The 26,611-nt window shown below is 32.0% G+C and carries 20 protein-coding genes; 1 reads left to right on the plus strand and 19 read right to left on the minus strand.

Annotation, left to right across the window (positions count from 1 at the left end; translation table 11 throughout):
• Window position 1 precedes the first annotated feature (1 nt).
• From EAG11_RS03210 to gcvT, 19 genes are all read right to left on the minus strand, one after another.
• The gene (locus EAG11_RS03210; RefSeq protein WP_129537875.1) at window positions 2-1,345 is read right to left on the minus strand and encodes a PKD domain-containing protein; all 1,344 of its coding nucleotides are present in this window, start codon (window positions 1,343-1,345) and stop codon (window positions 2-4) included.
• 58 nt (window positions 1,346-1,403) lie between these two features.
• Complete coding sequence (locus tag EAG11_RS03215) at window positions 1,404-2,444, minus strand: hypothetical protein (protein ID WP_129537876.1); 1,041 nt, start codon at window positions 2,442-2,444, stop codon at window positions 1,404-1,406.
• A 25-nt stretch (window positions 2,445-2,469) separates the two neighbouring features.
• Window positions 2,470-3,318, minus strand: a complete 849-nt coding sequence (locus tag EAG11_RS03220) for a hypothetical protein (protein WP_129537877.1) — start codon at window positions 3,316-3,318, stop codon at window positions 2,470-2,472.
• 209 nt (window positions 3,319-3,527) lie between these two features.
• Window positions 3,528-4,037, minus strand: coding sequence for a hypothetical protein (locus EAG11_RS03225; RefSeq protein WP_129537878.1), 510 nt, complete (start codon window positions 4,035-4,037; stop codon window positions 3,528-3,530).
• 5 nt (window positions 4,038-4,042) lie between these two features.
• Window positions 4,043-4,306, minus strand: a complete 264-nt coding sequence (locus EAG11_RS03230) for a hypothetical protein (RefSeq protein WP_129537879.1) — start codon at window positions 4,304-4,306, stop codon at window positions 4,043-4,045.
• A 4-nt stretch (window positions 4,307-4,310) separates the two neighbouring features.
• Window positions 4,311-4,679 (minus strand): deaminase domain-containing protein, encoded by a 369-nt coding sequence (locus EAG11_RS03235; protein ID WP_242499251.1) that lies wholly within the window; start codon window positions 4,677-4,679, stop codon window positions 4,311-4,313.
• An 82-nt stretch (window positions 4,680-4,761) separates the two neighbouring features.
• Window positions 4,762-5,115, minus strand: a complete 354-nt coding sequence (locus EAG11_RS03240) for a hypothetical protein (protein ID WP_129537880.1) — start codon at window positions 5,113-5,115, stop codon at window positions 4,762-4,764.
• Between the two features lie 4 nt (window positions 5,116-5,119).
• Window positions 5,120-5,641: a hypothetical protein gene (locus EAG11_RS03245; RefSeq protein WP_129537881.1), complete on the minus strand. Its 522-nt coding sequence runs from the start codon at window positions 5,639-5,641 to the stop codon at window positions 5,120-5,122.
• Complete coding sequence (locus EAG11_RS03250) at window positions 5,638-5,982, minus strand: hypothetical protein (RefSeq protein WP_129537882.1); 345 nt, start codon at window positions 5,980-5,982, stop codon at window positions 5,638-5,640. Before EAG11_RS03250 ends, EAG11_RS03245 begins: the two co-directional genes overlap by 4 nt.
• Before the next feature lie 143 nt (window positions 5,983-6,125).
• Window positions 6,126-6,506, minus strand: coding sequence for a hypothetical protein (locus EAG11_RS03255; RefSeq protein WP_129537883.1), 381 nt, complete (start codon window positions 6,504-6,506; stop codon window positions 6,126-6,128).
• A 1-nt stretch (window position 6,507) separates the two neighbouring features.
• Window positions 6,508-6,714 (minus strand): hypothetical protein, encoded by a 207-nt coding sequence (locus EAG11_RS21625; RefSeq protein WP_164998651.1) that lies wholly within the window; start codon window positions 6,712-6,714, stop codon window positions 6,508-6,510.
• A gap of 29 nt (window positions 6,715-6,743) precedes the next feature.
• The gene (locus EAG11_RS03260; protein ID WP_129537884.1) at window positions 6,744-7,259 is read right to left on the minus strand and encodes a hypothetical protein; all 516 of its coding nucleotides are present in this window, start codon (window positions 7,257-7,259) and stop codon (window positions 6,744-6,746) included.
• Complete coding sequence (locus EAG11_RS03265) at window positions 7,256-12,217, minus strand: fibronectin type III domain-containing protein (RefSeq protein WP_129537885.1); 4,962 nt, start codon at window positions 12,215-12,217, stop codon at window positions 7,256-7,258. Before EAG11_RS03265 ends, EAG11_RS03260 begins: the two co-directional genes overlap by 4 nt.
• A 3-nt stretch (window positions 12,218-12,220) precedes the next feature.
• Window positions 12,221-17,350 (minus strand): T9SS type A sorting domain-containing protein, encoded by a 5,130-nt coding sequence (locus tag EAG11_RS03270; protein WP_129537886.1) that lies wholly within the window; start codon window positions 17,348-17,350, stop codon window positions 12,221-12,223.
• Window positions 17,351-17,354: 4 nt separating this feature from the next.
• Window positions 17,355-19,421 (minus strand): fibronectin type III domain-containing protein, encoded by a 2,067-nt coding sequence (locus tag EAG11_RS03275; RefSeq protein ID WP_129537887.1) that lies wholly within the window; start codon window positions 19,419-19,421, stop codon window positions 17,355-17,357.
• 624 nt (window positions 19,422-20,045) lie between these two features.
• Window positions 20,046-20,813: a hypothetical protein gene (locus tag EAG11_RS03280; RefSeq protein ID WP_129537888.1), complete on the minus strand. Its 768-nt coding sequence runs from the start codon at window positions 20,811-20,813 to the stop codon at window positions 20,046-20,048.
• 269 nt (window positions 20,814-21,082) lie between these two features.
• Complete coding sequence (locus tag EAG11_RS03285) at window positions 21,083-21,796, minus strand: YebC/PmpR family DNA-binding transcriptional regulator (RefSeq protein WP_129537889.1); 714 nt, start codon at window positions 21,794-21,796, stop codon at window positions 21,083-21,085.
• Between the two features lie 187 nt (window positions 21,797-21,983).
• Window positions 21,984-24,014: a S41 family peptidase gene (locus tag EAG11_RS03290; RefSeq protein WP_129537890.1), complete on the minus strand. Its 2,031-nt coding sequence runs from the start codon at window positions 24,012-24,014 to the stop codon at window positions 21,984-21,986.
• A gap of 188 nt (window positions 24,015-24,202) precedes the next feature.
• Window positions 24,203-25,285 carry a glycine cleavage system aminomethyltransferase GcvT gene (gene gcvT / locus EAG11_RS03295; protein WP_129537891.1) on the minus strand — a complete coding sequence of 361 codons (1,083 nt, stop codon included), beginning with the start codon at window positions 25,283-25,285 and terminating at the stop codon, window positions 24,203-24,205.
• Between the two features lie 280 nt (window positions 25,286-25,565).
• Here gcvT and EAG11_RS03300 point away from each other — a divergent pair, with 280 nt between their 5' ends.
• Window positions 25,566-26,411: an NAD(P)H-hydrate dehydratase gene (locus tag EAG11_RS03300; RefSeq protein WP_129537892.1), complete on the plus strand. Its 846-nt coding sequence runs from the start codon at window positions 25,566-25,568 to the stop codon at window positions 26,409-26,411.
• Window positions 26,412-26,611: the final 200 nt, after the last annotated feature.

The raw sequence follows: 26,611 nt of genomic DNA on the forward strand, positions 1-26,611 counted from the left end.
GTTATTGTTTTTGTACTTTGATATCGCATAAAATATAAGAACCAGTTCCGTTCTTTACCATATCTTTAATTTTGATGGCTCCTTTTCGTCCGTCTTGTGTTTTAAACAGAATGATTTTTGGATAAGTAAAGCCAAATTGCTGTTCGCCAGCTGCGTTATAATTTATATTTAAAGATTTTATCGGGGTATCATTTACCATCGCGTCAAATTGGGTTTCGGTGAAATTTAAACCACAATTACACAAATTTTGGGAGTTTATAAAAATGGTGCTTTGTGCATTTTGGAGTGTTAAAAAACCATAATTGTTCACTTGATCCGGCGATATAAATCTGTTGTAGGTAAAATTGTTGTTCAAGCCCTGAAAAACAATATCAATTAAATTGCTATTTTGATCGTTGATTTCATTTGCCTTGTATACCTGTCTGGTTATTGTTGAAAACATTGCTCCAATAGTATTGTTATTATGAGCTGAATTAATTCCCAATTTAACATTGGTCAAAATACGCAGATTCGTATTAGGCAAAACTGTAATAGTGGATTTAAAAATATGACTTGCCTTATCATTAATAGCTTCTAATGTAACTTCATGACTACCTGCACTTGCGAAGACAACCGTAGGATTTTCTTCTGTTGATGTCGCTGGATTTCCGCCTGCAAAAGTCCATTTGTAGTTTGTCGCACTAGTAGATTTATTAGCAAAATGTATTGTAACTGGAGCCTGGTAATCATCATCATCAAATTTTGGTTCGTAGGTGAACAAACTCACTAAATAGGGAGCCACAGTGATTGTTTTAGTTTGTTTTTGTGATTCAAAACCATTAGAAACTGTTAGCGTTATTGTGTGTTCACCAGGAGTTGTAAATACAGCATTTGGAGGTGTTTTTCCTGTAAAACTTGTAGGGATTCCGTCTTGAAAGTCCCACTGAAAAGTTAATCCTTCCCCAGGGGTAGTATTCTTTAGAACAACTTCAACCGGAGAATAATTACTCTTAGTAATTTCATGGGTAAACTGAATGTTGATTCCGTCTTTTATAACAACGGTTTTACTAAATTCTTTATGCTCTCCATCTACATTTGATGCTTTGAGTTTTATGGTAAACGTTCCTTGTTTATCATACAATATCTCTCCAGGATTTTTTAAAGATGAACTACTTGGATTGCCTCCTTCAAATGTCCATTCATACGTATCTGCTCCAGTGACTTTATTGTCTATTTTGATAATAACAGGAATTGATTCATCCTCATTTACATACGAAGTCGTAAAATCACCTTCTAAGGCTATAGAAGTTTCCTGATAACACGAAGTAATAACAATAAATAATAGTAAGAGTAAAGTTTTTTTCATTCCATTTATTTTAAAACAGTACAGCTTTTTAGGGCTGTAATGTTTTTTTAATCTGTTTTTATTTTTCTGCTGTTGCAAATTTTGTTTGGAAATCTGAAATTTTGATAAAATCAGAATTTGTCACCAAATACAAATCATTGTTTTTAATCTTAAAACTTTTAAGAGAACTAAAATCAACTGTTAATTTAATTGAAGAATTTTTACCAAATGCAGCCACTTTTAGTTCTCCATCTTTAAAAAGTGACCAAGTATTATCCACAAGGTTCAATTTATAAATTCCTTTTCCTTTTAATACTAGCAAATCATTTTTTGAATCAAAAACAATATCTCGAAAAGAATTATCATCATCTGTTGTTGAAAGTAAAGTTGAGACTTTCCATTGATTATTAATATATTCCAATTTTCGAATATTGGAGCTGATTAAAGTATTCCCAGTATATAAATTGTCTATGAGATATAAAGTATTATTATGAGAAATTATTTTAGATACGCTTCCGAACCCGGCATCTAAACCTGCTCCATCGACAATCTCTTTTTTACCTGAACCTGCAACAAAAACGTCGGTATTTAATTCCGGGAGAAATCTTTTTATTTGGCTATTGTCCTGATCAAATACAAAATATGTGTTATCATTGTTTTCAGTAATTGCTCTAAGCCTAATTTTGTTGGCAAACGGAGAGCTGATTGGTTTCATTGTATAAAATAGATTTATTTCTTTGTAGTTATTCTCGAAACGAAATATTTTATCATCATCGGATGTTATTATCAAAAAATCTCCCGTAGGTGTAACTGCTAACTTACTTGATAAAAAATTATAATTATTTATTCCTTTTAGTAATGTTAAATTTCCATTCTTATCAATTTTTTGAAATTTAACAGGATAATCATTATCATTAGGTGTTTGTCCTACAAAGAAAGCAGTATCATCATTGTTTATCACAAAATCGTCAACACTATGTACAATAAAGTCTGCTTTAATTTCTCCTTTTTGTAACTCTTCTGCTTTTCCTGAATTATCATTATTGTCTGAATCTGAGCTACAACTGCCCAATAACATAAAAAGTTGTAATGCTACCACTACTAAAAATCTCTTTTTCATCTTTATTTAATTTCTGTTAACTTAATTATTTTCTGTTTTCTAAATATTGACTCCCTAAAGTGTATCCGTTACCAACAAGTACTCTCACAATATTCATTGCAGTTATATCTTTGCTCATTCTATATCCAATCGGATTACCTCTATTGTCAAAAGTGGCTTTAAAAACCTTATTATCAAACGTAATAAGTTCTTGATTTAAAAATTTATCATAGCCTGAAACCATAGCAGCTTTTGCATACCAAGTAGCAATTTTATAATTATCTAAATCCATAATTTCATACATTAACTCTCCATTTGTTGATGGGGATGTCATCCTGATATAGCCTATTCTTTTATCTAAAGGATCAGGGTTTTGCGCTTTTATGCTGTAAATAGTTCCTGCGTCATCAATAGCTAATTGATGAGTATCTGCGATAGCACTTGCATTGTTTATCACACTTTGATCTCCCAAACGTTTTTTAGCAATACCTGCTGATTCTCCGTTAATAAAACTTTCCGTAGTTTCTTTATTTAAACCTTCAGCAGTTACTAGATTTCTATCCATGAGCTCGTAAACAATGCTTCTATCATAATTAAAGGCACTAAATTTTCTACTCTTATTCTTAAATTCTAATTCATTCGACTTTCCTGTTGCCTCATCTTTAATTTCTATCCATGGTAGCGTCATAGATGGTGCATTTGGAGCATCCTTTAATTCTGCAGTAATAACATAGCTTTTATCTAAACTGTAGATTTTAAAAACAGGTTTTTTACCCTCTATATAACCAATTGTTTTATCATCTAATTTGATTTCTCCTTTATCGATCTTTAGCTTTTGTGCAAAACTGCTAATGCTTATTAGCACAATTATTAGGGTTAAAATATTTTTTTTCATGTGTAATTTTTTAGTTTCCATTAATTTATTTGTTATTTGGTAGCCTTCATTCAAAAAGGTATGGTTTATTCCTTAATTTAATCTGTATTTTTTCTTTGCATATTCATTCACGAGCAAAATACTCGCGCGAGCTAGGGATAATCTTAGCTAGGAAACTAAAAAACGTAACTCATTGTATTTTCATCAAATATTTACTTTTTACTTTAATTTTAAGGTTTTTCCGAAAATAGTTTCAACAACAAACTATAATCTTCAAAAAGTTGTTTTAGTTTATATTCTTCATATAATGCAGTAAAATTTATTTGATTTATTAAATCCTCAAAAGTTTCAAATGGAATATGAACTTTTGTTCCTCTTGAACTTCTCGTATGTAGTAATAATTCTTTTTCACTATACAACAAATAATACATACGAAATAGTATTTTATCCTCTTTATTAAGAGATAAATATTCACTAAAAATTTCCTGTTCATTAATTGTTCTAATAAAAAACAATACTTTTTCTAAAAAAACAATAATTTGTTTTTCATATTCAATTTCTAAAGAAGCCCCATCGAATTTAATATTTATTAAATAAGATTGCTTTTTATCCTGAAACTTTTCTTCATCAGTCATTAATTGCCAACTTTTATGTTTATCAATCATTTCGATAAACATGATTTCATCTAGACTTATATTTTCTTTTTTATAAATTTCAAGAATACTTTTTAAATTATGCATAATATTTATTTTTCTGTAGGAGGAAAAGGGTAGTCAGCTATTGGTAACCAACTTTCTTTACTTTTCGCCAAATAATATTGAATTTGTCCTAATTCGTATGAATACTTGTGTATTAATTGAGCAGAAGTATCTTTAAAATCAATATAAACAAATGGAGAACCGTCAATAATTTCATCTGTAACATCAATATTGGTGTTATTTTCTTTATTAAATCTGTATGTATATTGTCGTGCTGCAATTGGCGCATACATTACCTGTGTAACTTTCATTTTTTTAGTATTTTAAATTATCGATCAATACAATATCTACATTCGGAAACATCTTACTGAAATCTTGAATCACACCCTGACAAGAAGTGCAGTATGTCAATTCCGAAACAATTTTTAATTCCCCTGTGATATTATTATAAATTTCTCCTTTTTTTGCACCTAATGAGTGAGCAATTTCTGAAAGCATTACATACTCAGTATCTTGGTTTCTTAACCAAGCATCATTCGTATTTACTCCTCCATCTTTATCAACCTTATATGCGTTGAAAATCTGTTCTTTATCGAAAATGTCACCACTTTTTCTAATCTCACTTTTATCAAATATCAAATTATCAATTTTGCCTTCTAAATAGGCTTTATTTTGTTTTTGCAAATTTGCAATTGCCTTTTTTGTTCAATTTCAGGTAAACCAGATTTTTTAATTTTATAAATTTCTCCTTGTATATACTCATTAACTATTTTTTTGCAAGTGAATATTCTTGTGAAGACCCTCTTAATATTTTTCCATCTATTACAAGTCTTGTTGGAACCTTCCCAACATCTCCTAATGCTTTCCATTTCGTATATCCTCCTGCTTTTTCAATAGCATCTAGATTTTTGGAAACCAAGCTTAACTCACTAATTTCTGTACGTAGTGTTGGAGCCTCTTTTTCTAATATTTGCCAAGCTTTAAAACCAGAGCTTTCATTAACGAATTCTTTAAATTCTTTATTGGTTTTTGACAAGTCATCTGCCAATACATTAAGAGGACATTGTGCAAAAGAAACCAACGAATAGAATACAAGAAATAGGGTTATTATCCTTTTCATAGTACTACAGTTTAATTTCTTGTTCTTCATCTTCATAGTTTTTTAGATTTTTAAATGCCAGTAGGAATCGTCCATCGGATAAATAAATATCATTTAATATAACACTCCCAAATTCAAAAGAAGTATTTGTAATAGTTCCGCTTTCTAAATTAATTTTATAAACACTTCTTTCATGAAGAATAATCAAATTGTTATCAAAGAAATAGTTTCTCACAAAATCATTGTTTTGTGGTTCGATAGGTGATTTATACTCTTTAAATTCTTTTGATTGGGTATTGTATATTACAGGATTGTATTTTGGAATATAAATATATTTTCCGTTTTCTGATTCCATTTTAAAAAGGTTAAGGTCTACAAAAAGCCCTTCAAATTCACATTTTAATAATGGATTATTGACTTTTTGGTTATCAACAATAAAATCGAATTTCCAAAACATTCTCCCATAATTAAGTTCCTCTAATTCTGTAGCAAGAATTTCAGTATTACTTTTTAAAGCTTTGTATAAGTGTTGACTATCTAATTTCATAATTCTCCTTTCATAATATCTCGACCATTTTTAAGGCTTTTTCCGTTTTCATCGTTTCCATGTTCTCCTTTTAATTCTCCCATATTTCCTGTGAAATGATTGGTATTTATACTTTTATTTAATTTTTCATTTTCTGCCTTTTTTTCTTCAGAAGTCATTGATTCAAACTTATCCTTTTCGATTTTCCTTGATAATTCAATATGTTTATTATGAACTTCTAATTTTTGTTCTCCAGTTAATGTATTAGAGAATTCTATCCAATTAATCAAATTGGAATCGTCTTCAGCCATTTGAGCTAATAAGATAATTTCTTTTTTAGGAAATTTTTTTATATCTAACATAAACATTTAATAATCAGTGCTAATGTTTTTTATACGGATCTTTTTTATACAAATCAGAAACATTTTTATATGTATCTCTTAAATCTTGTAATTTGTATTGCACATAAAATGTTGTATTTTCTAATTAAATAAAAATATTAATATTATATTTTATTACCACTTTCATCGTATCCTGGAGGCCAAACTCCATATTTATCCTTATACTGTTGTGGTGTTTCAGGTTCTCCCATATTGCCGTAGAATTCGGCAGGATCAGCATTTTTTACAAACTCATACCAGTCTTCTTTTTCTTTCTTTCTTTGCTCCTCACTTTTAGAGTCTTCTTTAGCTTGTTCGATGGCTCTTTGATTTTCATCAAACTTATCTAAGATTCTCCTTAATAAAGAATAATTATTATCTACAAGATAAAAATAAATGTCGCCCCATTCTGATGACTGTGGAGACTCTAGTGCCATTTTAACTAAAATATTAAATACATCTTCTGTAATAATTTCAGGAAGCTCATTAATTGTTATTCGTTTCATTTTACAATATTTCTATAAAGTCAACATAATATACTTTCATCCCGTCCATAGTTTTGTGTACACCATTCTCAATAACCGGTATTGGTTCGGATACTTGTTTAAGTTTCTCAGAGTTTAATAATACTTCTTCAGCCATTTGAGCTAATAAGATTAATTCCATTTCAGATAATTCTTTTTTAGGAAATTTTTTTATATCTAACATAAACATTTAGTAGTACAGCATTTAAATTTACCTGATTATTCATATGGTTCTTCGTTATAAAGCTTGGTCATTTTTTTATATTCTTTAAATAATCCTTCTAATCCGTATTCTTTATACTCTTGGGATTTATTAATTTTTTCGATTAATGGTTCAAAAATTTCATATGGTACATGATTAATCATTTTATATGATAAATGATTGTTGATTAAAAACTTTTCACAGTATAATAAATTACTAATTCGAAATAAATAATTATTACTAATATTTTTCATTTCTATATCTAGGAATATATCTGTTTTTTCCATGAAAAGCATTATCAATTCTGATGTTTTTATGACACTTTTTTCATAATCATACTTCTTTTTTTCTTGAATAGTTTCATTAAAATGAATTTCGTTATATTTTAAGCGATTCTTTCTTTTTTTAATTTTTTCAATATCTGTAAGACTACTCCATTCTTTAATATATATGACTGCATCTAAAAAACCTTTTTCTGTAAAAAGTTCAGCGCTACTATCGTATAATTTTGTAAGTTCTTCTAATTTTCTCATAATTCTTGTATTTTATAAATTGTTCCATATTGTGGAGCTGCACCATCTATAGCAACTTCCAAAGAATTTATCACTTTATTCCTTAAGACTTCTTTTAAAATAAATTTGGAATTACTTTTATGTAAAAATTCATTTTCTTTGGATGCATCAGAAAACATTTTGATATTTTTAGCATTTTTTGATTCTATAATAACTAAAGCTCCTTCTCCCGTTTTTCGGATATTATTTTCTATAAATTTAACCGCTATTAATTGATCGTCGGTACTAGATAAAAAGTTTTCATAAGAGATTTTATCTCCTTCTTTAAAATTATCTAATTTATCCATTTCTACCTTACCTATGCCACGATAGTAAGTTGAGGGAGATGATTTTATTTTATCTAAAGACCTATTTAATAATTTTTCTATTTCTATAACATCCTCAGCTTTACTTCCTTCAATCAATGATTGATTAAATTTATAATAAGATACATTAGTGTAAAATTTATAAATAGCTTCTTCTTCTAGAGATAATTCTTTAGCAAATCTCCTAGGTGTAGCTCCACTCAATAAATCGTCATAGATATTTTTGAAATCAGCATTTTTCAGAATTTTGTTAATAGAACTTTCCGCTTCTATCACTTTCTCAGTCATTCCAAAAGCTTTCCAGACATCTTCTTGCTTGGAGATTAATTGTTGTTCTGCTGTGCTAATATCTTTAATCTCGGAAACGGCAATTTTCCAATTTATGTATTTAGCTGCGAGTATGGATTTTATTTCTTTACTATCCTTAAAAGCTTGTTTTACCTGAGGTGGTAAATTTTTCACAAAACTTCGAATTCCTGTATTTGTTATTAAATTTTTTAATCCAACAACTCCCATGCTACCATTAAAAATATTAGTAGCAGTAGTTAATTTAGGATGATTTTTTTGAACATATTCTGTATTTACAGCTATATCTCCAGCTGCTCCAGCTACTTCTGCAAGTGCCCATAAACGCTTGGCTAGAGTTGCGCCTTGAATAATTGCAGGTGCACCCGTTACTATCGTCAATCCATTTAATGCAAGTAAAGAAGATTTTTCAATAGTATTGCTCTTCAGTTTATCTAAACCAAATTTTAAAAACAAGGCTGGTATCACAATCTCCTGACCCTTTTGATAGCCTGCATTGTTCAAAGCGATTTCTATCACCTGTAAATCATCATTAAAATCAATCATTACAGGAGTAAGCGGATCCACTTCTATCGTACTGATTATTCGTGGCATTCCTACCGGAGCATAATATGCACCAGTTGCATTACCTATAACTGCTTGAATTGCTGTGGCGGTGTGTATTATTCTTATTTTTCCATTATCTGGATTGTATTGAAAACCTTGCTCATATATTTCAGAAGTACCTGAAATCAAATCATTCAGAGAAAGTATTTTTACCGTTGGTTTTGTAAAATATTTGTCTACAAAATATTCTGGTAAATCACTAACTGGTATTCTGTCAATCCATGCTTTAGGATTAGACTGATACATCTTTAATAACATCATGTTTAATGATGTATAATTATTACCATCGAAAGGATTTATAGAATGGTCATTGAACTCATTAATGTAATGCTTTATTAATTTGTTGTTGCCATTTTCTAATAAATCATATAAAGAGCGATATTTTTCTTCTTTTACACTATTCATTAGCCTCAATAAGGCTTTTTCGTGTTCATCATCAATGTCTTTTAAAGATGAAATCTTAGTGACTAAGCTCTCAATTTGTTCATATGTGAGTTTTCTAATGGCACAAATATCAACTTCATTTATTTTCTTAGTTAGTACATTAATGTCAACAGTTTTTATAAGAGTAACAACATCTTCTTTCTGTTTATTTAAAACAGCAATATCTTTACCATCACAATTCGTATCTACAGAATCACTTCCTTGATTTACACCCTCCACTTGACATGGTATTCTGTCATTAAAGGTCACAAAGCCCTTTTCTTTGACATCATCTATATTAAAACCTTTTTTATCAGAAAGATAGCTCCACTTAGAACTGTATCTTTCATCATATCCACATTTATCTCTCATCCAAAATAATTGTACAACTAGATCAGGTTTTGGCTTATCAATTACTTTAATTTTTAATGGTTCAAGCGAACCTTCTCTAAAATAATTATTTTGGGTTGAATTCCATTTATACACAACATCATTTACAGATATCCCCTGTACAGTACCATTCAATGAAGGGGTATTCCTATTGAAAGTCACATAAGTATTTGAGTCTTCATAAGTGAATGGTTCCCAATTAGGGGTTAATTGAGCTAATGCAAACTGACCACTAGCTTGACTCTGAAACGCATACAACTTAAACGCAGGATCATTGATTTGTTTCCAATCTAGGTGATTTAAAACCGTTCCTGAGCTATAGTCCATTAAGAAATCGGTACCAGATTCTGAAGTCTTGTACCGCTCAAAAGGGTGTTCTAATTTAAAGATTCCGTGACCTAATTCGTGCGCAGGAGTTTTTGCTAATCCAGATTTAAATACATACCCAAACTGTCCGTTCAGTCGCATATATCCTTGCTGTCCGGTACTTGAAGCCTTATCTGTTACAAAAAGCACATAACTTGATTCTGTACTTTGATATAAACCATTTATCTTTTGCTGGTCTGTACTATAAGTTGAGGTAAGCGTATTTTTCTCCGTCTGAATTGTATTTCCAGAAACTAGGCTGTCTATGTTTAATACTTCCTCTTTCTTGAAATTAATCTTTACTCCAACTTTGTTATAAATCGCCTGAGTATTAGCAATCACTTCATCAAGCCTTTTTTTTGAAATATTATCTGTAGGTACCAGCGCCACATTTACTTCTTTAGGAGAAATATGTACGAGCATAAAAGCCCCAATAACCTTCCATTTATTACCTTGTTTAATGGTGGCTAGTATTTGTTCTTCGGCATAACTCAGGTTTCCTTTTACCGTTAGTACAAAGACATTATCATTTCTTGTAAAGTTGATTTTGGCACCATTTTGGGTTTTAAAAACAATACTATCCGCTTTTACATTCGCATCAGTACTATTTACTGTAGCCAATAGAGTATCCGTATCACCATTTAAAACTGCTTTATAAGGCAAAGCAACATCACCTACTTTTTTGTATAACTTTTGTAAAGCTGTAGCTGCGTTATTTGGCATTACATCAAAAGCATATTTACTTCCGTTTCCTGAAAAAGCAATTGAGATTCCTTTGGCAGTAAATGCAATGGCCTGACCACTTTTATCTACACCATCGGTATTTTCGGGAGATGGTTTTCCTCCTGTTGCGGGCTCTGTAGGTTCATTACTTCCATTTCCATCTTTGTCTACAGTATACGTATTTCCTTTACTATCAGTAATGACAGTATCTTTTCCTCCCGGAATGGTTACTTGTTGTCCATCGTTACCATTTACAACAATATCTCCATTGGGATTAATAACAATGTCTTTTATCTCAAACGGAACAGTTTCTTCAATTTGCCCACCCTGACCTTCGCCTGTGAAATCTTCTACATCGGTAACGTTTTTCCATTCCGGATTATAACTTGTTTCAACGATACCACTAATCAATTGATAATCGGTATTTACTACAATATTGTTAAACTCAACAGCAATTTTGGCGTCTTTTAGATAAGGTACAATAATATAACCTCTCCCGGAGTAAGGACTATTCTCGCCTTTGAGTTCAAGAATAGTTACTGGAAAATCTCCAGCTTTAAATGTTTCACTTTGTATTAAATTGGTAAGCGGTTTTTGATTCTGAATATTAATCTGGGGTATGATACCGCAATTATAAGCAGGAACACCACTAGTTTCAGTAGGTGTTGTAAATGTGCTGATTCCGGAATAGGTAAACGACTGAACGCCATCAGTTGCAGGATCACAACTTGAACCTACTCTGAATTGATAGGTTAAACCTGGCTCTAAATTGGTGATTAAACTTTGTGTGTTTAAACTATTTGTCGAAAACCATTGCGCATTACGAACATTTTGTTTTTTATATTGTACCTGATAACGGGTGTGTTCTGGTATTCCTTCCCAAGTAATTTTTACACTTTTAGAACTTTGAGATTCGCTTAACAAAAAGGTAGGAGCAGGGCAAGAAGCAGTATATTTAAACGAATAAATTTCACTATAGCCATCATTTTTAAATACGGCGTTTTCGGAAAGTCCTGTTGTAGATATAGCCTTTACTCTCCACGCATAACGCATACCCGGCGTTAGGATTGGCATACTTAAATTATACAACAGTGCAGTTCCAAAAAGAGTTTCCTCATATAATAAGGGCGACATCTGGAAGGCAAACTGTGGGTCTAGTGTAGGATCAATAAGGCGTTTTAACTCGAACTTATAGGAGATATTAGTCGCATTCATCTGGCGCGGAGTCCAGGTAAACATAATATTGGGGAAATCGCTTGAAGCTATTTGCTCATTTTTCTGCGGTGTATTTAAAAGTGGAGGGTCGTTTAAAATCAAATATAAACTCGCACAGCTTTTTTGCGAAATTCTTTGATTAGTCATATAATCAAACATTTCGAAACAAAAACTATACATGCCTTCTGGTAATCCGTTGGCATATTGTAAAGCTGTAATTCCCTGCAGGTTTTCTAATCGAAACAAGGCTCCAATATCAGTATTGGTTAAGGTCTGTAATTCGCCTCCATTGATAAAAATAGGGCGTTGCCCCACCATATAATCGCTGGTTTGTATATGGAGTCCGTTACCTTGTATGTGTAATTTTAAGCGTACTTGTCGTTGCGATATCGAAATATCGGTAGGATTGACTAACAGCCGCATTTTAGTATCCATACTGGTAGCGTAATCGGATAATTTGACACTGTATGGGCTATTAAAAACAGGTGTTAATTGGACAGGAAATAATTGGGCATGAGCTCCCCAGCCCCCCAAAACGGAACAAAAAAGAGCAAATAATATTATGTTTTTGAAAAAGTTTTTCATTTTTTAATAGATGATAATTTTTTTAACAAGCGTTTGTTGCTCTGTTTCGAGTACTAAAATATACATTCCAGAGGGCAATGAAGTGTTAAAATCGACTTCGTACTTTTTCTTTCCTGAATCTTTTTTCTGCGTAGCAAATTCTCCTGTAGTAGAAAACAGTCGTAAATTGACTGTACTATTATTCTCTAAATTAATAATAGCTTTAAAATTACCGTTGCTTGGATTTGGTGTTACTATAAAATCTGTAATAAATTTTGACATTGTACCTACATTTGGTAATGTACTTCGTTTTTCTACTGTAATGTTTTTATTGTAGGTTGCAAAACAATCTCCTTGTGTTTGTTGCAAACCTATTGTATAAATACCAGTAGCATCAAATTTAAGTGTAATGTATTTTTCTTTTTGCTCTACAATGCTAACCCCCTTAGGTAGTATCCACTGGGTACTTTCTCCAAAAGGATTACTAGTATTTATCAAAATGACTTCTTCATCTGAGTAAGCCTGAGAACTAAGTAAAAACTCAGAACTGATTGCCACCTGATTTGTTTTTATTATAATTTCGTCTTCTCCAACACAGCCCAAAGCTGAAGTTACTTTTACAGTATAAGTTCCAGCTTTGGTCAAACTTACTTTAGCCTGATTTGATGTAAATCCATTTGTAGCACTCCAACTGTATTGTGCTTTATCATCTGAGATTGTAGCATCTAGATCTAATACCTGATCGTTGCATAAAGTGCTGTCTTTTCCTAAATCAACCACAATTGGGTTTGGATCTTTTAAAATAAACTTCTTTTTGTACACACAACAATCCGTGCAGGAAATAGTTACTTCATAATTTCCAGCTACCAGATTGTTTAGATCTTTAGTAGTAGCTCCTGTGTTCCATAAAAAACGATACGGTAAATTTCCGCCAGTAACATTTAGTTCTATTGAACCATCATTACCACTATAACAAGTTGGATTTTTTACTGTTTCGGTAGTAAATATCCCTTTCGGATCCCCTACAAAAATGCTCCCCTGAACAACACAGCCTTTTGCGTCGGTTGCAATTACAAAGTAGTTGTTTGTCGTTATGTTTTCAATTCTTGCCGTTGTTTCACCATTTGTCCACTCATATGTATAAGGCGGAGTTCCGCCAGAAACGTGTGCTTCTGCCCAACCATCATCTCCATTGTTACAACTGGCATTCCCTTTCGTAAAAGCCAGATTTAGTTTTGCTGGTTCCGACATATATTGGGTAACATCTACTTCTTTTACTAAAACATTATTGACATACGTTCCGAGTTTTATTCCGTTGGCATCTTCAATATTTAAGGCATACGTTCCATCAGATACGTTTTCGGCAGTTTCATCCTGATCGTTCCAAATAATCCATGAACCATCTTTTTGCTGTTTCTTCCAGGTATAAAAATAGGGTAGTGCGTTATTTTTATCTGCCTTTAACTGAATTCCTCCCTTGACATGAGCTACTAAAATTCCGTCCTGCGATTCGTCTCTTTGGTTGTCTTGTGGATTCGCGTCGGTCTCGTTTCCAAATTCATTACTTACATTACACGAAATAGTACGAACTATCTCAAAAGTAACTTCAAGCGGATCCGGATCATCCAAAGTTGTAATTGAATTTGCCACCGTACAACTTATTTTATTTGTTGCTGCTTTATAATTAGCATCACGAACTGTTAGGCTATAGGTTTCCTCAGGAATCCCGCTTAGAGAGATCGTATAAACACCATTGCTAAAGCTCGTTGTGGTTGTAGTTTGTATTATTTCTTTACTATTTTTCCATTCAAACCAATAGGAGTTGTCTGGAAAAATTGTTCCACCTGTAACTTCTACAACAATTTTTCCATTGGTAGCTTTGTAAAAACTGGGGTCAAGAACTTCTGTATATTTTATAGACAAAGGTGTTGCAGGTTGTAAGATAGTAACACTTTCCTGTGTTGTACATCCTTTAGCATCTGTAATAAACACCCAGTATTCGCCTGCTTTTAGAATCGTATTTTCATCAATATCTACTTCATTAGACCATCTATAATCATAAGGAGGCGTTCCTCCCACAACATTTGCTGTAGCCCAACCGTCATTTCCGCCATTACAAAAAACGTCGCCTTTGGTTATCGTTACAGCTAATTTTGGAGGTTCCTGCATCAATTGTGTCACATCAATTTCCTGTGTGAGCACATTGTTAACATAAGTCCCTAACATGATCCCGTTTCTGTCTTTTATATTTAAAGCATAATTTCCATGAGAGAGGTTTGAGGCTGTTTCGCTTGTAATGTTAGCTAAAACCGTCCAAGAACCATCTGCCTGTTGTTTTTTCCAGTAAAAATAATAAGGCAATCCATTATTTGCAGAAGACGCCAGTGGAGTTCCTCCAGTTACATGGGCTATTAAAATACCATCTTGCGACTCGTCACGCTGACCATCTTTTGGAGTTGTATCTTTATCATTTCCAAATTCGTTACTAGTATTACAAGAAATGGTTTGTTTAATTTCGAAGGTAACTACAAGTGGATCAGGTTCGGTCAATGCGACTTTTGACTCTAATACGGAACAATTAATGATTTGAGTTGTTCCTTCGTTATAATTTTTATCCTTAATTGTTAAAAAATAAGTATCGGCAGGAACACCATTTAGAGTAATAGTATAAAATCCATCTTTTAATTCTGTAGATGTAGTTTGTAGCACTCCTACAGAGTTTTTCCATTCATATTGATATGATTTATCATCATTTGGTGTTCCTCCTGTTATCTTAGCTACAATTCTTCCATTGGTGGCTCCTGAAAAAGTAGGAGTAAAAATTTCTGTATACTCAATTGCGACAGGAAATTCAGGTTCACTTATTGCAATACTCCCTTTTGTAAAACAGCCTTTTGCATCAATAACTTCAACAGTATAGGTACCTGCAGTTAAATGAGAAATTTTATTAACGTCAATAATTCCTTCACCTGTATTGTACCAAGTATAGGTATAAGGACTGGATCCTCCTGTAACATTCGCTTGAGCCCAGCCATTATTGCCTGCGTGACAAGAAACATTTCCAGAATCAAATGTTAGTTCTAGTTTAGCAGGCTCTACCATTTCTTTTGTTGTTGGAATAGCTGTTACTAAATCTGTAGTATTATACGTTCCCTGTACTATGCCGTTAGCATCAATAATATTTAATGAATAGTTTCCTTGCGAAAGATTCTCAGCAGTTGCTGTTTTATATTCTGACAATTCCTCCCATAACCCTGTTATAGTATTATATTTTGACCAAATAAAGGAGTAGGGTAAACCATTATTTGCTGTTCCTGTAAATGGAATACCACCGCTTACTGTTGCTTTTAAAATTCCGTCAGAGAATTTATTTATATCCGACTCTCCATTTTCAGTGTTACAAGAAATAGGTTGTATTTCTTGTAATGTGATTTTAATTTTTTCGGGCTGCGTTAATATTTGAGAGGACTCGATAATAGAGCAGCCTTCTTTATTTGTGGCGTTATTGTAATTTTTATCTTTTACAGTTAGTTTGTATTCTCCCTCAGGAGCATTTTCTAATGTGATATTATATGTTTTATCGGCAGAATTATACTGAGCTGTTGCAGGCATAACAATACCAATACTATTTTTCCATTCAAAACCATAGGATTTATCATCATTAATAGTCCCACCAGATATGGCGGCAACTAATTTTCCGTTGGCCGCTCCGTAAAAAGTGGGGTCTTTTTTGAATGTGTAATTTAGAATTAAAGGTACTAATGGTTCTGAGATGTTCTCAGTAAGAATTTTGTCATTTTCTGTACCAGATAGTTTAGCAATACACCCAATAGTATCGCTTGCGTCTTTTATCTTTCGGACTTTTATAGTACAATCTCCTTTTTGTAAATTAGTGATGGTATGTTTATTTCCATTGGTAAAAGATTTCCAGGTAGAATCATCATTTGTTGAATATTGATAAATACCATTGGCAGTACCTCCAGTAGCAGTAATTTCGATTGCGCCATCATTCACACCATAACAAAGGATATTTGTTTTGGATGTAATGGAGAAATCTACGGGAGCTGGAGACTTGATTTCAAAAAAAAATGGATTATCGAAGTTTGTTGATGGATTGGTATTTACCCCATTAATCGATCCTATAAAATATAACTTGTATCTGCCTTTAGCGAAATCACAGGGAATTTGGAAACTATTAGATGCATCAACAATAATCCCTCCATTATCTTGTGTTGAACACATAACTTCTTTCCAAGTTTGTTTTTCATCATCATAATCTACTATAGAATAATTAAGTTGCTCAGCACTAATTAGAGGTCTGCTGAATTTGAGAACTAATTTACCATCTTCACTATTAAAACAAGTAGTTTCTTTCTCGTTATGAGAAATGATAAAAGGTGCAGATTGACGAATTATATACATAACAGGTTTAGACACAATATTGCATGCTTTTTGTCTGAAATAAATTTTATTTCCATGGAAATTAGCTGCATTTGCGCCTAAAATGGCTTTTGCATTAGTAGATATACTTGATTGGGTATTATATTGAGGTAAATTTGTCCAACTTCGAGAGTTAAGGTCTTCATCAGGATCTGGATTAAGCGAATATTGCCAATTGTATTCGGATGGTAAAAATCCAGTATGTGATGCTATTGTAATATTACTGTCTGTCGGAAAGGAATCGTCTTTAGGATTTATAATTGTAAGTATTGGATTGTTTGTTATAGACAATTTATCATCCCACCATCTTACAATATCAGTATAATTATTTAGACATGAAAAAAATTGTGTACTTTCTCTTTTATCGCCATTAAAAGAACCCTTACCTCCACAACCACCAACTTTTCTTTTCCAGTTTCTAGAAGAATAAACCTGTACTTTAACGGGTTTTCTGGTTGCCAATACATTAATTGTTTTTTCATATAGTGTATATCGATCAGAGGGTATTCCACCTATGTTTTCATTAATAATCGTTATAGTACCGTCATTATAAATTAAGTCAACCTTAACATCATTTCGGCAACTACTACTATAACTTCCAGAGCCGGCTTTTATGTTTAATACAGTTTTTACCTCATACTCCCCAATCCTAGCATTTTGAGCAAATCCAAAACCCGAAACCAATAAAATTATCAATAAGTAAAAATTCTTCATAGGCTTAATATATAACTGTTAGGGTTTCGACTTTTGAAGGGCTATCATTTTCTAAATTAGGAATTAAATGATATTCATATTCCGAGTTTATATTTAAATTTTTATCTTCTATAGTAAAAACAGTATCATTTAATTCTTTCCATAATGTTGGCGGCGTACCTTTTACATTTTTATAAATACTCAAACTGATTACTTTGTCCTTACTTTTATTATAATTCCATGTCAGGACTATTTTTTTATTCTCTCGATCAGGCAGTCCTTGCAAAAATGTAATTATTTTTACAGGTGTAAAATCCAAAACTTGTACCGTTATTATAGAATGATCTAATGATGACCACAGATTACTTTTGTCCCTAGCTAGAATAGCGTATTGATATGTTTTTTTGTTCTCTATCCTGTCATCTGTATATTCCTGAATGGTATCGTTTATTTGTTTAATCTCTAGCCATTTTTCCTGCCCTTTTTCTCTCCTTCTTAGACTGTGTCCTACTACATCTTCACTATAACTGCGTATCCATTTTAAATGTACTTTACCATCTTTATTTTCATAGTCTTTAAAAATGGGTGCAGCAGGGGGAATTTTATCGGGTTTATCTAAAATTAAAATATCAGATGGTTCTGAAATATTAAACCTCATGTCCTCTGCAGCAATTCTATAATACACTTTGCTATTTATCATTTTAAGGCTCACACTGTCTTTGTAATCATTGCCTACATAGGATTTATGATAAATATCTACAAATTCTTCACCAGCATTATTGGCTTTTAAAATTCGGTATCCTCGTAAATCTTTTTCCTGATTTGGTTTCCATTTCAAGCGAACCACTCCAAGACTATCAATTACACCTTCAAGCCCGATTGGTTTTGCTGGTGGTATAGAATCTACAGGCTGAATCAACATACTCTGCGAGGTTAAGCGTTGGTTGTTCTTACCCACAACAGATATGGTAAAATAATTAGATGGAAATAAATTTTCTTTATAATTGAGTTTTCTCTCCGATGGAGGAATCATTTTAGTAACCACTTTATAGGGACCTTTGTCATTATCTGCTAGGTTAATTTCATAACCCTGAATAAAACCTTCGGAGGCTACAGGATATTCCCATTCCAAATTAACTTCGTTAGAGTTCACAATATTATAATCGATAAGCCTTGCAGCGGTAACGATAGCAGCCACTCCAGTTGCAGCAATTGGTTTTGTTACTTCACCCTTTTCTCCAAATGAAGTTATACCGTATAATCTATATTGATACATTTTATCGTTTACACTAAGCGTATCAATATAATACATGGTTTTAGATGGATGTTCGTCTTTATCATTCAGGTTAACTAAAGGTGTAGTTGCTATTGGGGTATAGTTGATCCCATCAGAAGATTTTTCGACCATAAAAGAAGTGTATATTCTTTTGAATGTTTCGTAATCCCAGGAAAGTAGTACTTTTTTATCATCCGGAATCGCAATAAAATCTGTTGGTGCGGGTAAAACACTAAAGTCTTTTAAACCGATCATATAAGAAGATTCTTTAACCTTTGGGCTTTCGAAAACACTTACCTGATAAGCATACACTTCATTGACTTTAACGTTGGTATCTACAAATCCCCAACCCGCTTTTACTGCACCAGTAAAACTCATATCGGCTGCATATAAAGCAAAAGTATACCGTTGATCCAGCTCATCAGCCATACTCACTATTTTAGCAAGTTCGCCTTCTTTGGCACCAGTTATTTCAAAACTTTCTCCGTAGATAGACTGTGCAATTATAGCCGCATTATTATCTTTTTGTGCTAAGTTAAGCCATGAATCCAGAGGTTCTGGAAGAAGTGGTTTTGGTGTAAGTACTATTTTTTCGGGTTTAGGCAAAACATTCCCATCTCGAAGTATTGTAGTTCTGGTAATTACAAATCCTTTTTTATTTGCTTTTTGCCATTCTATTGGAGAATTAATAGCCCAACGAATCAAAATCTTATCTTTTTGAGCCCTAGCATTGACCATAACTTTTGCGCCTTTGCTTTGACTGTAACCTAATGAACACGTAATAATTAGTAAGAAAAGTAATTTTATCTTCAACATTCTATGGAATAATTTTAAAAGCTACAAAACTAGCTTTTTAATATTTAATTAATACTATTTTTACATTAAAAACTCCCTAAATAAAGGGTTTTACAGCTTTTAGAGGAGGGAGATTTTTTTTAGTAAAGTCAATTATTGAATTAACTTTTTGGTACTAAAGCTTCAATAAATTGAATTTATTTGTATAAAATAAACTATATAATTTTTTTATATGCAACAATATTTATTTTTAGTGAATTGTAGGTTAGTGTATTAAAATCTGGTTTTTAAGATCATATTAGTAAATTTTATTATATACTACGACAAGCATTTTTTAAATTTATGTAAACTGACTCTTTTTTTATCGATTTTAAAGTAATAATAAAATATAAAAGTATCACAATAAGCCTTTAATAGTAAGAAAAAAAGGATTAATAAAAAAAACATTAATTGAAGTGTTTAGAGTAGATAAGTACCGTAATTACGAATATTTTAGGAGTTAAGAGTGTGTAAATTAAGTTTTTAAATTGAAAAATGTTTAGAGATTTTGAACAATTTATTTAGAAAAGCTTAAATAAAAAAGAGGTTGCATTTTAAAAAAATGGCATCCTCTTTTTTAAAAAATGTGCTTAAATAGCTTTTGGGCTAATAAGTGTATTCAAAGGTTTCGCCATTGCTTACTTGCTTTGTTAAAAAGTCATTGTTGTTGTAAGAGTTTTCATAAGTGGCTATTTCTACGGTAATTCCGTTTTTTTCTCCTGTTGTTTTAGTAAGATTGTTACCTGAATTGACATCTTGGTCAAAAATTTCTGCATCTAGTAACAAAGTATATCCTAAAATATTTTTAAAAGGATTATTTTTTGTGTCGTACTCAGCTACATCTACATAATCATCGAATACTATTTTAATAATATTCCCTCTGGTATCTAAAGTAAGTACACTTGTTAGATCTATTGTTTCTACTTGTGTTATAGGATCAATTAAAATTCTAAGGGATGTAATTGTTCCATCGGTGTTGTATGTATAATCTGTCCTTACTCTTGATGAAGAAGCTGTTGTTGGTACTTTTAGATATGATTTTAATTTATTGTTTTCATATGTTAAAGTTGTAGTTTCCATTAGGATGTTGTTTTCGAAATATTCAGATTTCGTAATTACATTTCCTGTGTAAGTAAATGTTGTTTTATTACCCTCACTATAATCAACACTTACAATTTTATTTCCATTGTAAGTATAAGTGGTAATATTATTCTCTTCTGGATGAGATGCAGAAGTATATTTCTCAGTTTGAGGTAAAATTAAAACTGTATCGTCAACGGTTGGTTTGTCATTATTGTCATTGTTATCGTCAGAGCTTGAACAAGAGGCTAGTACTAAACTGATAGCACTAAATAAGAATAAAATTTTTTTCATAGAATTGTAATTTATTAATTTATTCAAAAATATAATAATTTTCTTATTTTAAATGCTATTTGTGTGATTTTTTTGTAACTTTTTTTATTCTAAAATTAAGATTACTAAAAATAAACGTAATAAACTGATTATAAGAAAATCCCTTTTTCTAGGTATGAATTTGAGAAGTTATTCTATAAGAAGCTCTACTGTAGTTTTTTAAATTCATTATTATAACAAAAAAACTCCAGATTGCCCTGGAGTTTAGTTTATTAATATAGAGAAAAAAATTATTCTTCTTTCATCGTATGATATACGTTCATAACGTCATCATCCTCTTCGATTTTTTCTATAAGTTTTTCTACGTCTGCAATTTGAGCCTCAGTAAGTTCTTTAGTGATTTGTGGAATGCGCTCAAAACCAGAAGATAAAATTTCAATACCTCTGTTCTCAAGTTCTTTTTGTAGTGCTCCAAAGCTTCCAAAAGGCGCGTAGATTAAAATACCGTCTTCGTCTTCAAAAACCTCTTCAGCACCAAAATCAATTAATTCCAATTCTAATTCCTCAGGATCAAGATCACCTTTAGGGATTCGGAAATTACAAGTATGGTCAAACATAAATTCAACAGAACCTTGTGTACCCATAGTTCCGTTGCATTTATTAAAATAACTACGAATGTTGGCTACCGTACGATTATTATTATCCGATGCAGTTTCTATTAATATAGCAATTCCGTGAGGAGCATAACCTTCAAATAAAATTTCTTTATAGTTGGCAGTATCTTTATTGCTGGCATTTTTTATTGCGCGCTCAACGTTGTCTTTCGGCATGTTGGCAGCTTTTGCATTTTGTATAACAGCTCTAAGTCTAGAATTGGCGTCTGGATTAGGACCACCTTCTTTAACGGCCATTACAATATCTTTACCAATTCGGGTAAATGTTTTGGCCATTGCTGACCAACGCTTCATTTTTCTACCTTTTCTAAATTCAAACGCTCTTCCCATTGCTGATTTTTTATTTTGAGTTGCAAAAATACAGTTATTAGTTATTTTATAAAAACAAACACTATATTTTTTTTGGTGAAATGTAAGCAGGTGACTGTAAACTGTAAATTGAGATTATATACTATATGGCAAATAGTTTACAGACTCAGTATCTAGCACCCGTTTATAGTTCAGAAGTGACTAACCATTACCTAGCTGCATTAAAATCATTAATAATATTTACAGCTTCGTTTAAGTAAGGATTAGTTTTAAGATTATCAATTTGATATTGATTCATAATTTTTTCAGTAGGATGAATCCCTAAAAGGAATCTGTTTACTGTCGAGTTATATACATCTAGAGGATCATTCTTAGTATTAAAAGAGGTTATTTCCTCCCATAAGCTAGTTCGAGTCTTTTTCTGTTCAAAGACAGCATCTAAAGTCATCGAAATTTCAGTTCGAGGTGTATTAACCAGTTGGTCTATTTTTTTGTTTATTGTGATTATATTATTAAAATAATCACTAGCAGCTACTCTGATACTACTATCATCGGCGAGTTTATTTATTAAACTTCTTTTTACGTAGGGTCTAAATTTTAAAATAGGGACAATAGAATCATTTTTGATAGCTGTAGGAAAGTTTTTTTCTTTAGCAATAATGTTTTCATAAAATTCAGGCAGAACAACATCAGGAGTTATACCTATGTATTGGTGACTTTTGCCTGTTATTCGATAGAACTTATTAATTGTTATTTTCAAAAAATCTGTGTTTTTCTTCTCATCTAGTGACTGTATCGTTTGCATAGTTGCTTTTCCTAATGTAGTACTTCCTAATAACAGGGCACGATTGTAATCCTGCATAATCGATGCAAAAAACTCACTTGCTGATGCTGTATTACCATTAACAAGAACAACAACAATACCTTTATAAAGCATTCCTTTATAAGGATCATTAATAACAGATTGTTCATTTTTATTATCTACAACAATTGATATAGGGCCATTATCAATAAACATTCCGGCTAATTTTATAGCCTCTTCCATAGACCCACCACCATTATCAATTAAATCAATGACAAGACCTTTAATATTATCTTTTTGCAATTTCAGAATTTCTTTGACAGTATCATCAGCACAACCTTTTCCACTATTACCCTCTAAATCGGCATAAAAACTAGGGATTTTTATGTAACCAATCTTACTTTCTTTGCCTATTATAAAACTAAAAACAGAGTTTTCTTCATCTTTCATGATTTGTTTTTCGATATAAACATCAAAACTTTTTCCAGAATTTCTTTTAAGAGTAAATGTGATACTTTTGTTCGATTCAGATAAGATCATAGTCGAAATAGATTCAAGAGTGGCGCACGAAACTTTTAAGGTTTCTTTTTGGTTAGATATAGAGATGATTTGGTCTCCTTTTTTTATTTGACCTGTTTGAAATGCGGGTCCATTTGGGTCCAATTCGGCAACAATAATTTCGTTTTTTTCATTCAGATTAACACTTAATCCCAATGATAAGTGTTCTTTAGATAAAGAAGCAACAAAACTAGATTTTGAATCATCACTAAAATAGGCAGTATGAGGGTCAAAGTAAGTACAGAAGTAATTGTACAGTTTTTCTTGAGGTTTTTTTTCCGTTTGCAAGAGTGTGTTAATTCGACATATTTCATTATCAAGTATAGACTTCTTATAAGTGGCTTCAAGAGATTTAAAATTTGTTTTAAGCGAATCAAGGTTGGGACTTACCTCAGCTATTTGATCTAAGATTTCATAGCGCATTTTCTTGCGCCATACTTTCTCGACGTCATTTTCCTTCATATATACAGGAAAAGATTTTTTATAAAACCGAATTGTATCCTTTGCAGAATAGTCAATAGGTTCAATTAAAATTTTCTCTAATGCAACTTTATTTCTTATAAGCCCATTTTTATACTTAGAAACGATATCATTCAAGAAAGAACAATCTTTATTAAGAATTAGATTGTCAATATTCAAACGATATTTTTTGACAAGAATATCATATTCTGATTTCAGAAAGATGTTTCTAGAAGGATCAAGATCATCAATCAAGTTGTCAAAAACAAAAACCGATAGACTATCATCTACCGGTTTAGGTTGTATATGTTCGCTTTGAATAAGCGTATTTATTTTAGTTAAAATTTCACATGTAGAATCACTATTTTGACCAAACAGAGAAAAACTAAGAAGCAGAAGTACCAATGAGAAATTTTTCATAAATCGAGTATCAACATTTAAACTAAAATTACACTAATTTTTTTGATAAAACGAGTATAATCTCACCAAAATGTTGATGTCGAAATAGGATACAGCTACAAATTTGACCTATTTTAAAGATAAAACTAAGCTAATCATTTTAAGCTGTGCTATATAAGCAGTATTTCAGTATTGGACTTTAAAATAAATTATTTTTTATAGAAAGGTAATTTTACCACTTTCGCAGGAACATCATTTTTTCTAATTCTAATAAAGATAGCACTATCTACAGCGCTGTTTGCAATAGTAACGTATCCTAGACCAATACCAATCCCCATAGAAGGAGACATCGTTCCCGAAGTTACAATTCCAATTACATTTCCAGATGCATCTACAATTTCATACCCTTGTCTTGGTACAGCACGTTCCTGCATCTCAAAACCAACAAGCTTTTTAGTAACACCAGCTTCTTTTTGTTTTTTCAGATTTTCAGAGTTAGTAAAATCTTTCGTAAATTTTGTAATCCAACCCAGTCCAGCCTCAAGTGGAGAAGTGGTATCATCAATATCATTTCCGTATAAACAGAAGCCCATTTCTAGACGCAAAGTATCACGAGCTGCCAATCCAATTGGTTTAATACCAAAAGAGGCACCAGCTTCAAATACTTTATTCCAGATGTGTTCAACCTCATCATTTTTACAATAAATTTCAAAACCACCAGAACCGGTATAACCAGTAGCCGAAATAATTACATTCTCAACTCCAGCAAAAGAACCAACTTCAAAATGGTAATATGGAATAGCAGATAAATCTACAGCAGTTAAACTTTGCATTGCTTCAACAGCTTTAGGCCCTTGAATTGCTAACAAAGAGTAATCGTCCGAAAGATTTTTCATTTCAGCACCTACATCATTGTGAGAAGAAATCCAATTCCAATCTTTATCAATATTCGAAGCATTTACAACAAGTAAATACTCTTCCTCTTTCATTTTATAAATAATCAAATCATCTACAATTCCGCCATCATTATTAGGTAAGCAAGAATATTGAGCTCTACCAATAGTTAGCGTCGATGCATCATTAGAAGTAACTTTCTGAATTAAAGCCAAAGCATTTGGACCAGTTAATAAAAATTCCCCCATATGCGAAACGTCAAAAACGCCCACACCAGTACGAACAGTTTCGTGTTCAGCATTTACACCTTCGTATAAAATAGGCATATTATAACCAGCAAAAGGCAGCATTTTCGCTCCCAAACCCTCATGTATGTGCGTTAGCGCAGTATTTTTCATTGTGTGTGTTTATAAAAGTTAATCGCAAATTTATTCAAAAAATGTTGTAAACAAGTACTCAGAATTATAAAAATCGCAAAAATTAGGAGCTGTTTCCTGCTATTCGCTATATCTTTATGTTTTTAAAGGAAAAACATAAAGGATGCCACTGCAAACGCAGTTCACTGAACACTTATTAAAATAAAAATATTAGTCAAGTAATCAGGGCTAAAGCATATCAGGAAATAGATGTGATTTTAGAATCATGTTTTTTTGTAATTTTAATAAAAATACCTTTTTCATGAAAATACCCATTCTAATAAGCCAAGCCGAGATTCAACAGATTTATAAACCAATAAATCCTAAAGCACACAAAGGAATTCAAGGGCATGCAACAATAATTGCAGGAAGTTATGGAAAGATAGGTGCAGCCGTTTTAGCATCCAAAGCCTGTATAAAATCAGGCTGTGGACTCGTAACTACTTACATTCCAAAATGTGGTTACGAAATCCTCCAATCTACAATTCCCGAAGTAATGGTTGTAACCACAACACATGAAAAATACATATCCGAAATCATATTCGATATCCAACCTCAAGCCATAGGAATAGGCCCAGGAATAGGGCAGGAGCCCGATACACAAAGAGCGTTTTATGAGTTTTTAAAAACAAACAAAATACCCCTAGTTATCGATGCCGATGCACTAAATATCCTATCACAAAATAAATCATGGTTTAATTTACTACGACAGGATACAATACTCACACCACATCCCAAAGAACTAGAACGCTTAATAGGAAGTTGGAATTCTGAAATTGAAAAACATGTAAGAGCGATAGAATTTTCTAAGCAATACGGGATAATCATAGTTATGAAAGGCGCGCCAACACAAATTGTAAATGGAGAAGACATCTACCAAAATACAACAGGAAATGCAGCATTGGCAACCGCAGGGAGTGGCGATGTGCTAACGGGAATAATCACTAGTTTATTAGCTCAAGGATATCTGCCTATTCAAGCCGCACAAATAGGAGTATATCTACATGGTTTAACCGCTACTATAGCTCTACCCGAAACAGGATACCAGTCATTTATAGCATCCGATATTATTGCTAATCTCGGTAAAGCGTTTTTATCATTAGATTAGTTAGAGGAAAAGAGTATAGAGTAAAGAATATAGAGAATAGAATATAGAAGCAAGAGTATAGATTTAAGATTTTAAAAAGAAGATTTAATGATGTTTTTTTAGATTACTCAGATTGTCTTCCTGAGAGGAGTCGAAGGAGCACAATAAATTCCACAAACAAAATCCTAAAACCAATACAGAGAAAAAAATCTGCCGAATCT

The sequence above is a fragment of the Flavobacterium sp. 140616W15 genome, from assembly GCF_003668995.1.
Lineage (GTDB): Bacteria > Bacteroidota > Bacteroidia > Flavobacteriales > Flavobacteriaceae > Flavobacterium.

What these genes read in the sequence shown, in the direction of transcription:
- EAG11_RS21625 (WP_164998651.1), bottom strand. Translation starts at nt 6,714, where the DNA reads ATGTTTATGTTAGATATAAAAAAATTTCCTAAAAAAGAATTATCTGAA.
- EAG11_RS03215 (WP_129537876.1), bottom strand. Translation starts at nt 2,444, where the DNA reads ATGAAAAAGAGATTTTTAGTAGTGGTAGCATTACAACTTTTTATGTTA.
- EAG11_RS03275 (WP_129537887.1), bottom strand. Translation starts at nt 19,421, where the DNA reads ATGTTGAAGATAAAATTACTTTTCTTACTAATTATTACGTGTTCATTA.
- EAG11_RS03255 (WP_129537883.1), bottom strand. Translation starts at nt 6,506, where the DNA reads ATGAAACGAATAACAATTAATGAGCTTCCTGAAATTATTACAGAAGAT.
- EAG11_RS03265 (WP_129537885.1), bottom strand. Translation starts at nt 12,217, where the DNA reads ATGAAAAACTTTTTCAAAAACATAATATTATTTGCTCTTTTTTGTTCC.
- EAG11_RS03230 (WP_129537879.1), bottom strand. Translation starts at nt 4,306, where the DNA reads ATGAAAGTTACACAGGTAATGTATGCGCCAATTGCAGCACGACAATAT.
- EAG11_RS03300 (WP_129537892.1), top strand. Translation starts at nt 25,566, where the DNA reads ATGAAAATACCCATTCTAATAAGCCAAGCCGAGATTCAACAGATTTAT.
- EAG11_RS03240 (WP_129537880.1), bottom strand. Translation starts at nt 5,115, where the DNA reads ATGAAAAGGATAATAACCCTATTTCTTGTATTCTATTCGTTGGTTTCT.
- EAG11_RS03270 (WP_129537886.1), bottom strand. Translation starts at nt 17,350, where the DNA reads ATGAAGAATTTTTACTTATTGATAATTTTATTGGTTTCGGGTTTTGGA.
- EAG11_RS03260 (WP_129537884.1), bottom strand. Translation starts at nt 7,259, where the DNA reads ATGAGAAAATTAGAAGAACTTACAAAATTATACGATAGTAGCGCTGAA.
- EAG11_RS03290 (WP_129537890.1), bottom strand. Translation starts at nt 24,014, where the DNA reads ATGAAAAATTTCTCATTGGTACTTCTGCTTCTTAGTTTTTCTCTGTTT.
- EAG11_RS03225 (WP_129537878.1), bottom strand. Translation starts at nt 4,037, where the DNA reads ATGCATAATTTAAAAAGTATTCTTGAAATTTATAAAAAAGAAAATATA.
- EAG11_RS03245 (WP_129537881.1), bottom strand. Translation starts at nt 5,641, where the DNA reads ATGAAATTAGATAGTCAACACTTATACAAAGCTTTAAAAAGTAATACT.
- EAG11_RS03285 (WP_129537889.1), bottom strand. Translation starts at nt 21,796, where the DNA reads ATGGGAAGAGCGTTTGAATTTAGAAAAGGTAGAAAAATGAAGCGTTGG.
- EAG11_RS03280 (WP_129537888.1), bottom strand. Translation starts at nt 20,813, where the DNA reads ATGAAAAAAATTTTATTCTTATTTAGTGCTATCAGTTTAGTACTAGCC.
- EAG11_RS03250 (WP_129537882.1), bottom strand. Translation starts at nt 5,982, where the DNA reads ATGTTAGATATAAAAAAATTTCCTAAAAAAGAAATTATCTTATTAGCT.
- EAG11_RS03210 (WP_129537875.1), bottom strand. Translation starts at nt 1,345, where the DNA reads ATGAAAAAAACTTTACTCTTACTATTATTTATTGTTATTACTTCGTGT.
- EAG11_RS03220 (WP_129537877.1), bottom strand. Translation starts at nt 3,318, where the DNA reads ATGAAAAAAAATATTTTAACCCTAATAATTGTGCTAATAAGCATTAGC.
- gcvT (WP_129537891.1), bottom strand. Translation starts at nt 25,285, where the DNA reads ATGAAAAATACTGCGCTAACGCACATACATGAGGGTTTGGGAGCGAAA.